This window comes from Rahnella sp. ChDrAdgB13, assembly GCF_017655185.1.
GTDB classification, from domain to species: domain Bacteria; phylum Pseudomonadota; class Gammaproteobacteria; order Enterobacterales; family Enterobacteriaceae; genus Rahnella; species Rahnella contaminans.
In genome coordinates, this window is record NZ_JAEMGT010000017.1 from 78,297 (window position 1) to 91,063 (window position 12,767).

The following is a 12,767-nucleotide window of genomic DNA, read 5'->3' on the forward strand; positions in this document are numbered from 1 at the left end:
ACTCAGAGCATGACTCTAAACAAAATTCCATTTTTGAAGACGATTTGAAAATTATCAGAAGCCTGATACGGGCGCCAATAAATTTTGCAAATTTGTTACGTAATTCTCTTTTATGCGTTAAGCGTGCCGGAAGGACACCCGCGACCTCACATCAGAAATAGCACTTAACCCATTGTTATATGTTGAGTTAATACGGTATTTCTCACACTTTTTTGTAAAGACGGTTGTTCAGGAATTGCTCTGACACAATCAGTTAACAATCGGATGATTTCAAGGATAAAGCGCTGTTAACTGCTGTGTTAACACTAATAACATCTCGGTACGGCCTGCACAAGCCTTACAGAATGATGTGGGTAAATTAACGGCAATACGGGCAATAAATAACGGTATTTAGCGAAGAATTAGCTAAGTTTATTAGAATAAATGGAGACTTGGATTAAAAAGGAAGGTGAAATGTAGATTTACGCCACATTAGGGTGCAAATGCTCTCAATTAAGTCATTAGCTGCACTATAATAATGCACAGGATTATAAGAAGGAGTAATAATTCTCACGGATAAGGTTAATGTATCCGCGAGAATTTGCAGGCTAAGAATCAGAGCAAACCGGGGAAAATAGCTTTAATACCGGTGACGATAAACTCAATACCGAGTGACATCAGTAAAAGACCCATGATACGGGTAATGACGTTGATGCCGGTTTGCCCTAACAGGCGGACTAATAAAGGTGCCGCACGGAACAGCAGCCAGCAACAGAATGCAAAGAAGATGATTGCAACGGTCAACCCCAGCAGATTCTGCCAGCCGTTGTACCGTGAACTCCAGACAATCGTCGAGCTTATCGCACCCGGTCCGGCCATCAGCGGCAAGGCCAGCGGAACCACGCCTACATTTTCACGGATTGCCGTTTCTGATTTCTCCTGCTTGTTCTGCTTATCTTCACCCAGCTTTCCGCTGATCATCGACATCGCTATCGTCACCACCAGGATCCCGCCGGCAATACGGAACGAATCAATGGAAATCCCGAACAGGTGCAAAATCGCGTCGCCAAGGAAAAGCGCCGTCGACAAAATAATGGCCACTGACAGGTTGGCTGTCATGTTGGTCTTATTACGTCCCGCCGCTGCCTGATAGCTGGTCATGCTGATAAAGACCGGCAAGATCCCTACCGGGTTGACCAGTGCAAACAGGCCGACGAAAAATTTGATATACCCTGAAAAATCTAATAAAGATTGGCTCACGCAGAACTCCGCACAAATATGCCAGCAGAAGAAGGTTTTGATGGGCGCTAATGTACTGGAATCCCCGTAAAGGCGCCACGCCGTTTCATAGTTTTTATCACCAGATTTAGAAATAAAGGCAGTGAATAAGGCTTTTGTTAAAAATGAGTTTTTTTATTGATAACTTTAGCTACTAAACTGTATTATCCATGGGTAAATTTGATAATCATTCTCAACAACACACTGCTGAATGGTGTCAGCATCGGTATTCAGTGATCCAGATCAAATTCACCTTGCCTACAAATAGGTAAGCTCAGTACATAGTCACTCAGCGTTACTTGAAGACAAAACGTTCAGTGATAGAGGCGATTTAAAAGATATCGACTTTACCCGGTGCTTCACAACTGAAAGCTCTTTGAGCAAATAAAGAGACAAAGACAACACATTGAGATCTTTAGCATTAATTAGTTTCTCACGGTGACTGATAGCAGGTCTATACTAGTCTTTGGCAGATTATTTACTAAAAGAGTTTAACTTTATCAGGAGAGCATTATGGCTGTAACAAATGTCGCTGAACTAAACGCACTCGTAGCACGAGTCAAGAAGGCACAGCGCGAATATGCCAACTTCAGTCAAGAACAAGTAGATAAGATTTTCGCTGCCGCCGCCCTGGCTGCTGCCGATTCTCGAATTCTCCTTGCCAAACTGGCTGTTGAAGAATCCGGAATGGGTATCGTCGAAGACAAAGTGATCAAAAACCACTTCGCCTCTGAATATATCTACAATGCTTACAAAGATGAAAAGACCTGTGGCATTCTGGGTCAGGATGATACTTTCGGTACCATCACTATCGCTGAGCCAATCGGCCTGATCTGCGGTATTGTTCCAACCACCAACCCAACTTCTACTGCGATTTTCAAAGCGCTTATTAGCCTGAAAACCCGTAACGGCATCATCTTCTCCCCGCACCCACGTGCAAAAAATGCGACCAACAAAGCTGCTGATATCGTGCTGCAAGCCGCTATCGCTGCAGGTGCACCAAAAGACATCATTGGCTGGATTGATGAACCAAGTGTAGAACTGTCTAACCAATTAATGCATCACCCTGACCTGAACCTGATTCTGGCAACCGGTGGTCCTGGCATGGTTAAAGCCGCATACAGCTCTGGTAAACCAGCGATCGGTGTAGGTGCAGGTAACACCCCAGTTGTTGTTGACGAAACTGCCGACATCAAACGTGTTGTCGCTTCTGTTCTGATGTCTAAAACCTTCGATAACGGCGTAATCTGTGCTTCTGAACAGTCCATTATCGTCGTTGATTCTGCTTATAACGCAGTTCGTGAACGTTTTGCTTCCCACGGCGGCTACATGCTGCAGGGCAAAGAGCTGAAAGCGGTTTCTGATATCATCCTTAAAAACGGTGGCCTCAACGCTGCTATCGTAGGTCAGCCAGCAGTGAAAATTGCTGAAATGGCCGGCATCAAAGTTCCTGCTAACACCAAAGTGTTAATCGGCGAAGTCAGTGTTGTTGACGAATCTGAACCGTTTGCACACGAAAAACTGTCCCCTACCCTGGCAATGTACCGCGCTAAAGATTTCGAAGATGCGGTAAACAAAGCTGAGAAACTGGTAGAAATGGGCGGTATCGGCCACACATCTTGTCTGTACACAGACCAGGACAACCAACCAGAACGTGTGAACTATTTTGGCAACAAAATGAAAACCGCACGTATCCTGATCAACACCCCGGCTTCACAGGGTGGTATCGGTGACCTGTATAACTTCAAACTTGCTCCGTCTCTGACGCTGGGTTGCGGTTCATGGGGTGGTAACTCCATCTCTGAAAACGTCGGTCCTAAACACTTGATCAACAAGAAAACTGTAGCGAAGCGAGCAGAAAACATGTTGTGGCATAAACTTCCGAAATCAATCTACTTCCGCCGTGGCTCACTGCCAATCGCGCTGGAAGAAGTGGCAACGGATGGAGCGAAACGCGCTTTCATCGTGACTGACCGTTACCTGTTCAACAACGGCTATGCTGACCAGATCACCAGCGTTCTGAAAGGTCACGGCATTGAAACTGAAGTGTTCTTCGAAGTTGAAGCGGATCCAACTCTGAGCATCGTTCGTAAAGGTGCTGAGCAAATGAATTCCTTCAAACCAGACGTTATCATCGCTCTGGGTGGCGGTTCCCCAATGGACGCCGCGAAGATCATGTGGGTTCTGTACGAACACCCGGACACTCAGTTTGAAGATTTGGCGCTGCGCTTTATGGATATCCGTAAACGTATCTACAAATTCCCGAAAATGGGCGTGAAAGCGAAAATGATTGCCGTCACCACCACTTCCGGTACAGGTTCTGAAGTGACTCCGTTCGCTGTTGTCACCGACGATGCAACCGGTCAGAAATATCCACTGGCTGACTATGCGCTGACACCTGATATGGCTATCGTTGACGCAAACCTCGTCATGAACATGCCTAAATCACTGTGCGCCTTCGGTGGTCTGGATGCGGTGACTCACGCACTTGAAGCTTACGTTTCTGTACTGGCTAACGAATATTCTGACGGTCAGGCTCTGCAGGCCCTGAAATTGCTGAAAGAAAACCTGCCAGCCAGCTACAAAGACGGTGCTAAAAACCCAGTTGCTCGTGAACGTGTTCACAATGCGGCAACTATCGCGGGTATCGCGTTTGCCAACGCCTTCCTGGGGGTTTGCCACTCAATGGCCCACAAACTGGGTTCTGAGTTCCATATCCCACACGGCCTTGCTAACGCCATGTTGATTTCTAACGTGATTCGCTACAACGCCAACGATAACCCAACTAAACAGACTGCTTTCAGTCAGTATGACCGCCCGCAAGCGCGTCGTCGTTACGCAGAAGTCGCTGACCATCTGGGTCTGGGTGCTCCTGGTGACCGTACTGCACAGAAAATTGCAAAACTGCTGAACTGGTTGGATGAAATCAAAGCGGAACTCGGCATCCCAACGTCTATCCGTGAAGCTGGCGTTCAGGAAGCAGACTTCCTGGCTAAAGTAGATAAACTGTCTGAAGATGCGTTCGATGATCAGTGTACCGGTGCTAACCCACGTTACCCTCTGATTGCAGAACTGAAACAGATTCTGATGGATACCTACTACGGTCGCGAATTCAGCGAAGAAGTTGCTGAAGAAGTGGTTGTTGCAGCGCCTAAAGCTGAGAAGAAAACCAGCAAAAAATAATCTGCTGAGATTCTGAAATAAAAAACCCGCCGGAAGGCGGGTTTTTTATTTCAGGGAACAAAGTTGGCTAAACGGTTTATCCTGACGACATCACCCTTTCCAGACGAGCTGTAATGGCCTCAGACGGACGTTAGGTCATCCTTCGTGTCAATAGCTGCCATCGCCTCTTTGTAATGCTTACGGCACACTGAAACGTAACTTTCATCCCCGCCAATAACAACCTGCGCGCCATCGTGAAGCGCGTTGCCATTTTCATCTAAACGCAGATTACGGTTTGCCTTACGGCCACAATGGCAAATCGTTTTGAGCTCAACCAGCTTGTCCGCCCAGGCCAGTAAATATTCACTGCCCTCAAAAAGCTCGCCACGGAAATCCGTCCGCAGCCCATAACAAAGCACAGGAACATCCAGATCATCTACAACGTCTGTGAGCTGCGATACCTGCGACTTGGTAAGGAACTGGCACTCATCTATCAAAACGCAGCTCAGACGCTGTGAGCGGTTCTCCTGCGCTATCAGATTAAAGAGCTCAGTGTCTTTATTATAAAGCTCTGCATCGGACGACAGCCCGATACGGGAGCTGACTTTCCCGACGCCAAAACGATGATCTAATTCAGCAGTCAGTACCAGCGTACGCATACCACGTTCTTGATAATTATATGAAGATTGCAACAACGAGGTAGACTTACCGGCATTCATTGCCGAGTAATAAAAATAAAGCTGAGCCATGAAACAGTGACCCCATATTGTATTGGATGGCATAAAATTTCGGCGGCTATTGTACCACACGCCAGCCAGCCTATAACAATAAGTAGAAAGGGATTCTCCCCTTCCGGTCGATGTGACATTGCATTTGAAAAAAACACAGAAACTTACAAACAGAGATTATAAAAGCATTAGATGATAATTAGTTAACGTTACTCATTACCGGCGGATGTACTCCTTATATGTTACAGGATCGGCATAATTGAATTGTCTATACATTAATGGGTGATCCCATGGAGATCCAATGTATTGATCATTCACCGCGCAGGATCTTCGCGCTCTCTTTTGCCATATCTTTACATTGAATGTCTTCACTTATCCTTTAATTTTGTGAACAATCGCATGCTTATAAAACTCCTTATGAAAAGCAACAATAACCCCTGGCAAAGTATTGAAACGCGGGTTATGACCCCCAGATAAATAGCCGGTCTGGCCCCAACTATATTTTGATACGATAAACATTGTTTGCTTTAAATGCGTAAATTAAGGTCAGGCAAACAAATTGGCTATTGCAGAATAGCAAAGAGCATTCTATTATTAACCAAACGCCCCCCACCAATATAATTCGAGACTAGTATAATGAGCGAAGCATTAAAGATTCTGAACAACATCCGTACTCTGCGTGCGCAAGCAAGAGAATGCACTCTGGAAACTCTGGAAGAGATGCTGGAAAAATTAGAAGTTGTTGTGAACGAGCGTCGCGAAGAAGATTCTCAGGCAGCTGCTGAGATTGAAGAGCGCACACGTAAACTGCAACAATATCGCGAAATGCTGATTGCTGACGGTATTGATCCTAACGAATTGCTGCAAACTATGGCTGCTACTAAAGCAACCGGTAAAGCAAAACGTGCAGCACGTCCTGCTAAATACAAATACGTTGATGAGAACGGCGAAAACAAAACCTGGACCGGCCAGGGCCGTACTCCTGCTGTAATCAAGAAAGCAATCGAAGAGCAAGGTAAATCACTGGACGATTTCCTGCTGTAATTGTCCTTATTAACAGCAATGTTAATACAAAAAGCCCGTCATCACTGACGGGCTTTTTTTTACTTTTAAAATCGCGCGTTTTCTCATTCGCAATTCACGCTTTTAAAACTATGCTAAGCAGTAAATTAGGATGATTAAATAACCATCAGAATAAGCTGAATTCATAAAAAAGGCCGCCCGCGGGCAGCCTTCAGTGAAAAAACATACTCAGACCTGATAGAACCCGCGATACCAGTCAACAAAGTTCTGCACGCCCTGCTCTACCGGTGTTTCAGGCTTAAAGTTAATAGCCTTATACAACGGCGCTGTATCAGCGCTGGTGTCTTTTACATCACCTGGCTGCATTGGCAGCAGGTTTTTATCCGCCGCCGTGCCCAGAGCCTTCTCCAGCGCGCTGATATACGTCATCAGCTTAACCGGATTGTTATTACCGATATTATAAACAGCGTATGGCGCAGAGCTGCTTGCCGGAGAACCGTCTTCTACCGTCCACTCTGCATCAGGCTGCGGGATAACATCCTGCAAGCGCACAATCGATTCGGCGATATCATCGATATAAGTGAAGTCACGGTACATTTCGCCGCGGTTATAAACATCAATGCTCTGCCCGGCTATCATGGCTTTGGTAAATTTAAACAATGCCATATCCGGGCGGCCCCACGGACCGTATACGGTAAAGAATCGTAATCCGGTCGTAGGAATGCCATAAAGATGTGAATAAGTGTGAGCCATTAATTCGTTGGCTTTTTTGGTCGCGGCATATAATGAAACCGGATGATCTACAGAATCTTCCGTCGAGAAAGGCTGTTTTTTGTTCAGGCCATAAACCGAGCTGGAAGAGGCATACAACAAATGCCCGACGTTATTATGACGACAACCTTCAAGAACGTTAACAAAACCGATGAGGTTAGAATCGGCATACGCTAAAGGGTTTTCGATGGAATATCGGACACCAGCCTGCGCAGCCAAATGAATAACGCGCTCAAAACGCTGTTCTGCAAACAATGCCGCCATACCTTCACGGTCAGCCAAATCCAGCTTAATAAAGGTAAAGCCGTCTTTATTCTCAAGCTGAGCGAGCCGGGCAAGTTTGAGATTGACGTCATAATAGTCATTCAGATTATCAAGACCGACAACTGAATGGCCTGCCGCCAGCAAACGTTGTGACACAAAGAACCCAATAAAGCCCGCTGCGCCGGTTACCAGATATTTCATGAAGTCTCCTTACAAAACGGGATTGATTGATGCACCACGGCCAATGCCATAGTAAGTAAATCCACGTTTTTCCAAACGTTCCGGATCGTATAAATTACGACCGTCAAAAATGACCGGCTCTTTCAATGCCTTTTTAATGGCATCAAAGTCTGGCGCGCGGAAATTCTGCCACTCGGTACAAATAATCAACGCATCGGCATTTTGTAATGCGGACTCTTTTGTCCCCATCAATTCCAGATCGTCACGCTGACCGTAAATACGCTGAGTTTCATTCATCGCTTCCGGGTCATACGCTTTGATTTTTGCACCGGCAGCCCAAAGCTGTTCCATTAATACACGGCTGGATGCTTCACGCATGTCGTCGGTATTTGGTTTGAATGACAGGCCCCAAAGCGCAAATGTTTTGCCTTTCAGATCATCACCAAAGTGGCGCTGAATGAACGTTGGCAATTTATATTTTTGCTGATAATTGACCTGCTCAACGGCCTGAAGCAGTTTTGGCTGGTAGCCAATGTGTTCAGCTGTACGGATCAGCGCCTGAACGTCTTTCGGGAAACAGGAACCGCCGTAACCGCAGCCAGGATAAATAAAGTGGTAACCAATGCGGGAATCAGAACCAATGCCCTGACGCACTTTTTCGATATCTGCACCCAACATTTCGGCCAGATTGGACATCTCATTCATAAAGCTGATTTTGGTTGCCAGCATACAGTTTGCAGCGTATTTGGTCAGCTCTGCGCTGCGGATATCCATCAGGATCATACGATCGTGATTGCGGTTGAATGGCTCGTACAGCTCGCGGATAGGGTCAATGGCATCCGGATTATCCGTGCCAATAACGATACGCTCAGGTCGCATACAGTCAGCCACTGCCGCGCCTTCTTTGAGGAATTCAGGGTTGGACACCACGTTAAAATCGATATCAACACCGCGTTCTTTTAGTTTCTCCGTCATCACGGCGCGAACTTTATCGGCGGTGCCAACAGGAACGGTGGACTTATCAATGACCACTTTAGGTTCAGTCATGTGCTCGGCAATGGTGCGCGCCACAGCAGTCACATATTTCAAGTCTGCGGAGCCATCTTCATCCGGAGGTGTACCGACAGCAATAAACTGAACCGTTGCGTGCGCCACGCCTTCAGCCGCATTGGTGCTGAACAACAAACGCCCCGCTTCATAGTTCTGCTGAACCAGCGGCGTTAAACCTGGTTCGAAAATTGGGATCTGCCCATTTTTCAGGTTTTCTACCTTTTTAGCATCAACATCGATGCACAATACTTCATGCCCGACTTCAGCAAGAACCGCCGCCTGAACAAGTCCGACGTAACCGATACCAAAAACTGTTACTTTCATCAGCGAATTCCTATTTGTTATTTATAATCAACGCAAAATAGACAGCCAAAATTCCGAACAGGATTATACCAGTTTCAGCCGCGCGTGCCGCTGGAAAGGCATATTTTGCATAAGATAGGTCTTAGAAGAAGGGGATAAAATAGAAAGGCAAAATAACCTGCGGAAAAAATACTCAATATTATGAAGACATTGTTATTAATGCGTCAGAATTTGCTCACTCAACCGAGAGCATTAATCTCAGACGTCCACCCGATCCCCACACCTGACACTGCCACGCCTCACAACGTTGACTGATCTGATTGGAATACGTTGCGCCGGTGGTGCCCAGCGGAACGCCATTACTCAGCTGTATCATATTTGTCCCGGTATTTACATTAGCGTGTAATCCTGCAGACACCAGAATGAGGTTTTTTTGTTCAGCGTGATAATAACCCAGCAATAACGGAAATTGTCCGTCGAGATTGGCTTGTTTGAATACATGATTCACTTGTTTGAGTAACGTCGACATTTGCGGTAAACGCTGATGCTGATTACTCAAATGTTCCCGCAACAAACTGTTGAAAATAGCGCGCAGTAATAATGCCGCGAGAACGCCATTTTCATTTGCACGCGTCACATCCAGGCAATAAAAACCCAAATCTTTCGAAGACAGCGCCGCAATATCGAGCACCAGACCCGGTTTATCCGCCGTGGTCAGCTGCCGGTAATTAATCCGGCAATGCGCCAGCGTTTGCTGAACGGGTGGCTGCAGCTCCTGCAATAAACGCTGTGCCTCGTTGGGATTACGGCACAGCGCTTCCCAGTCCTGGACCAGCGAACTCTCCTCCATCGCCTGCGAAGAAAACAGTTTGGGATATAAAGAAGAGAGCAGCGCCTCGCGTAAACGCTGAAGATCATTAATCGGTTTGAGCAGAACATCTTCGACGCCAAGCCGCAGCATCGACGCCACGTCGGTCATTTTATCGGTCGCGGAGATCACCAGAACGGGGATTTTATTGCCCTGCAATCTTAAGTTTTCGACAAACTCCATGCCACCCATTTCGGGCATCGCTAAATCGCAGAGGATGAGATCAGGGGGATAATCTTCGACCAGAGACAACGCCTCCAGCCCATTTTGCGCTTCTGTAAAGGTGGCACCCAGGGAACTTACATAACCAGCAAGGATAGATCGAAAAACCGCTTCGTCTTCAACGATGAGAATATGCTTGCTTGTAAGTGGCTTGTCCATCAGGGTCCCCCAGAATTTCTTATTCTAATAGTGGCTCATAAAGCCTGTTTCTGCTTGGCAGAATTGTCAGATTCCGGCAATCACATTTTAAACCATTCAGAACTGTCTATTTTTTATCAGGGGCAGCAAATGCTCTCTTTGCTTTTCAACGGCGAGGCGTCCGGCCTCAATCGCTTCTTCAGCGCGGTGAAAATCCAGCGTCGAGATTTGCGGACAATAAGGCTGGATCAGCACATCCGGCGGATCCCCTGCCATACGGTTACGTTTGAGCCGGTTTTCCAGCACCTGAATGGAGGTGGACATAATCTCCATCGCCGACGGGCTGACATTCGGTTTTCGCGCGTTTGGCCGGGTCAGGCGCTGACGAATTCTGTCACGCCAGCTCAGATCTTTCTCAGTATCCAGTGCTTCGCCCGTAGGTTGTACGGTCAGTAAATCTTGCTGCATCAGATGGGCGTCATGCTGCAAATCGACGGCAATCACGATATCCGCCCCCAAAGCGCGGGTCAGCGAGATTGGCACCGGATTCACCACCGCCCCATCGACCAGCCAGTAACCGTTATGCCACACCGGTGCCAGCAGGCCTGGCATGCTACAGGACGCGCGAACTGCCTCAGGCAAATCCCCTTTGGTCAGCCACAGTTCTCGCCCGGTGCTCAGATTTGTCGCCACCGCGCCGAATTTCTTCGAACACTTTTCGAAATCCGTGATGCGGATAATCTGCCCGACGGCGTTAAACACACGTTCGCCGCGCAACAGGCCACCGCGTTTCCAGGAGAAATCCATCAGCCGCAGTACGTCCCAGTAACTGAACGAACGCACCCAGCTTTCCATCGACGGTAACCGGCCACTGACATAGGCCGCGCCCACCAGCGCACCGACGGAACATCCGGCCACCACATCGACTTCGATATCCATGTCTTTAAGGGCATTGATCACCCCGATATGTGCCCATCCTTTTGCTGCGCCGGAGCCTAACGCGAGGCCAATGGTGACTTTTCTGCTCATCTGATGACCTTAATATTGCGCAATAGTGAAGAATCGGCCGGGAAGCGCGTTGTCACCCGGCAAGTTTGTTAGGTAACATATCACTTTGGTGCATTCAATAGCGCAACCTGCGCACCGGCAGCCGATTCAGGAGTTCCCGTGTCACAACTTTGCCCTTGTTGCAGCAACCTTTCCTATGAAGAATGCTGCCAGCCATACCTTTCCGAGACAAAAGTGGCGCCCACTCCGTCTGCCTTGATGCGTTCACGGTACACTGCGTATGCAATGCAAAATGCGAGTTATCTGATCGCCACCTGGCATCCGGACTGTCAGCCCGAACAATGGCACAGCAGTTTACAGGAAGGCTTCGCCAATACGCACTGGCAAGGATTGCAGGTTATTGCGTCGCAGGACGGACGTGATGAAAACGAAGGCTTTGTCGAGTTTGCGGCGCGTTTCACCGAGCCCGATGATGAAAAAGTTCATCTCATCCATGAACGCTCGCGATTTCTTCGTTTGAACGATCGCTGGTACTATATCGACGGAATTAAACCGCAGACAGGCCGCAATGACGCCTGCCCGTGCGGATCGGGTAAAAAATATAAGAAGTGCTGCGGTAAATAAACCGGCTGCTTAATTAATACGAGAATTCGACAGGATCCACACCCTCATGCCGCAACAGAACGTACAAACTAAGGTGTTACGCACCATTTGCCCTGACGCAAAAGGTCTGATCGCCAAAATCACCAACATTTGCTATAAACACGAACTCAACATCGTGCAAAACAACGAATTTGTGGATCACCGCACCGGACGCTTCTTCATGCGTACCGAGCTGGAAGGGATCTTCAACGACAACACGTTGCTCGCCGATCTGGACAGCGCGCTGCCTGCCGGTTCAGTGCGTGAACTCAACAGCACCGGGCGTCGCCGCATCGTGATTCTGGTCACCAAAGAAGCGCATTGTCTGGGTGACCTGCTGATGAAAGCGGCTTACGGCGGTCTGGATGTGGAAATTGCCGCGGTTATCGGTAACCACGATACGCTGCAAACACTGGTTGAGCGTTTTGATATTCCGTTCCATCTGGTCAGCCACGATGGCCTGACCCGCGAACAACATGACAGCGCCATGATTGCGCAAATCGATCAATACCAGCCTGATTATGTGGTTCTGGCGAAATACATGCGCGTCCTCACGCCGGGTTTCGTCCAGCATTACCCGCATCAGGTGATCAACATTCACCACTCGTTCCTGCCGGCGTTTATCGGTGCACGTCCGTATCATCAGGCTTACGAGCGTGGCGTGAAACTGATTGGTGCCACGGCGCACTACGTTAATGACAATCTGGACGAAGGTCCGATCATCATGCAGGACGTTATCAACGTCGATCACACCTATACCGCTGAAGATATGATGCGTGCTGGCCGGGACGTTGAGAAAAATGTGCTCAGCCGTGCGTTATACCGCGTGCTGGCGCAGCGCGTATTTGTTTACGGTAACCGCACCGTTATTCTGTAATCCGCGCGCCTGACGGTGCTTTTCGCTCAGAGAAGCACCGTTAAGGGCAAAAAAACCGCAAACGAACTTTTTTATCGCTTTCAGCGCTTTACACATCCGTTTCATTTGGTATTATGCGCCCCGTTCGCAGCTAACCGCTGTAACGAGAAATCATCCATGTAGCGCATGATGATTTTAAAAGAGTAAAGACCACGAAAATTGTGGTGGGGTTCCCGAGCGGCCAAAGGGAGCAGACTGTAAATCTGCCGTCATCGACTTCGAAGGTTCGAATCCT

10 protein-coding genes are annotated in these 12,767 nt (G+C 47.9%); 4 read left to right on the forward strand and 6 right to left on the reverse strand.

Annotation, left to right across the window (positions count from 1 at the left end; all coding sequences use genetic code 11):
- Positions 1-594: 594 nt before the first annotated feature.
- On the reverse strand, positions 595-1,239 hold the full coding sequence (locus tag J8X26_RS06450; RefSeq protein WP_104921625.1) for a YchE family NAAT transporter: 645 nt from the start codon (positions 1,237-1,239) through the stop codon (positions 595-597).
- 531 nt (positions 1,240-1,770) lie between these two features.
- Here J8X26_RS06450 and adhE point away from each other — a divergent pair.
- Positions 1,771-4,440 carry a bifunctional acetaldehyde-CoA/alcohol dehydrogenase gene (adhE, locus tag J8X26_RS06455; RefSeq protein WP_152325912.1) on the forward strand — a complete coding sequence of 890 codons (2,670 nt, stop codon included), beginning with the start codon at positions 1,771-1,773 and terminating at the stop codon, positions 4,438-4,440.
- Between the two features lie 119 nt (positions 4,441-4,559).
- Here adhE and J8X26_RS06460 read toward each other — a convergent pair whose 3' ends face one another.
- Positions 4,560-5,168 carry a thymidine kinase gene (locus J8X26_RS06460; RefSeq protein ID WP_165057117.1) on the reverse strand — a complete coding sequence of 203 codons (609 nt, stop codon included), beginning with the start codon at positions 5,166-5,168 and terminating at the stop codon, positions 4,560-4,562.
- A gap of 615 nt (positions 5,169-5,783) precedes the next feature.
- Here J8X26_RS06460 and hns point away from each other — a divergent pair.
- Entirely contained in the window at positions 5,784-6,191 is a 408-nt protein-coding gene (gene hns / locus J8X26_RS06465; RefSeq protein ID WP_013575950.1) for a histone-like nucleoid-structuring protein H-NS, read from the forward strand.
- A 207-nt stretch (positions 6,192-6,398) separates the two neighbouring features.
- On the opposite strand, the gene J8X26_RS06470 is transcribed toward hns, so the two are convergent.
- The 4 genes from J8X26_RS06470 to rssA all read right to left on the reverse strand — a co-directional run bounded on the left by J8X26_RS06470 (position 6,399) and on the right by rssA (position 10,995).
- Entirely contained in the window at positions 6,399-7,406 is a 1,008-nt protein-coding gene (locus J8X26_RS06470) for an NAD-dependent epimerase (RefSeq protein ID WP_165057115.1), read from the reverse strand.
- Positions 7,407-7,415: 9 nt separating this feature from the next.
- Positions 7,416-8,759 carry a UDP-glucose/GDP-mannose dehydrogenase family protein gene (locus tag J8X26_RS06475; protein WP_152325909.1) on the reverse strand — a complete coding sequence of 448 codons (1,344 nt, stop codon included), beginning with the start codon at positions 8,757-8,759 and terminating at the stop codon, positions 7,416-7,418.
- Positions 8,760-8,973: 214 nt separating this feature from the next.
- Entirely contained in the window at positions 8,974-9,987 is a 1,014-nt protein-coding gene (rssB, locus tag J8X26_RS06480) for a two-component system response regulator RssB (RefSeq protein WP_152325908.1), read from the reverse strand.
- 96 nt (positions 9,988-10,083) lie between these two features.
- Complete coding sequence (gene rssA / locus J8X26_RS06485) at positions 10,084-10,995, reverse strand: patatin-like phospholipase RssA (protein ID WP_152325907.1); 912 nt, start codon at positions 10,993-10,995, stop codon at positions 10,084-10,086.
- Positions 10,996-11,133: 138 nt separating this feature from the next.
- Here rssA and J8X26_RS06490 point away from each other — a divergent pair, with 138 nt between their 5' ends.
- Together J8X26_RS06490 and purU are read left to right on the forward strand one after the other, a co-directional pair.
- Positions 11,134-11,598, forward strand: a complete 465-nt coding sequence (locus tag J8X26_RS06490) for a YchJ family protein (protein ID WP_208950468.1) — start codon at positions 11,134-11,136, stop codon at positions 11,596-11,598.
- A gap of 46 nt (positions 11,599-11,644) precedes the next feature.
- Positions 11,645-12,493 carry a formyltetrahydrofolate deformylase gene (gene purU, locus J8X26_RS06495; RefSeq protein ID WP_101076920.1) on the forward strand — a complete coding sequence of 283 codons (849 nt, stop codon included), beginning with the start codon at positions 11,645-11,647 and terminating at the stop codon, positions 12,491-12,493.
- Positions 12,494-12,767: the final 274 nt, after the last annotated feature.

Bases quoted from the DNA above. Each gene is read 5' to 3' on its own strand.
- adhE (WP_152325912.1), top strand. From the start codon at position 1,771: ATGGCTGTAACAAATGTCGCTGAACTAAACGCACTCGTAGCACGAGTC.
- J8X26_RS06460 (WP_165057117.1), bottom strand. From the start codon at position 5,168: ATGGCTCAGCTTTATTTTTATTACTCGGCAATGAATGCCGGTAAGTCT.
- hns (WP_013575950.1), top strand. From the start codon at position 5,784: ATGAGCGAAGCATTAAAGATTCTGAACAACATCCGTACTCTGCGTGCG.
- J8X26_RS06470 (WP_165057115.1), bottom strand. From the start codon at position 7,406: ATGAAATATCTGGTAACCGGCGCAGCGGGCTTTATTGGGTTCTTTGTG.
- J8X26_RS06475 (WP_152325909.1), bottom strand. From the start codon at position 8,759: ATGAAAGTAACAGTTTTTGGTATCGGTTACGTCGGACTTGTTCAGGCG.
- rssB (WP_152325908.1), bottom strand. From the start codon at position 9,987: ATGGACAAGCCACTTACAAGCAAGCATATTCTCATCGTTGAAGACGAA.
- rssA (WP_152325907.1), bottom strand. From the start codon at position 10,995: ATGAGCAGAAAAGTCACCATTGGCCTCGCGTTAGGCTCCGGCGCAGCA.
- purU (WP_101076920.1), top strand. From the start codon at position 11,645: ATGCCGCAACAGAACGTACAAACTAAGGTGTTACGCACCATTTGCCCT.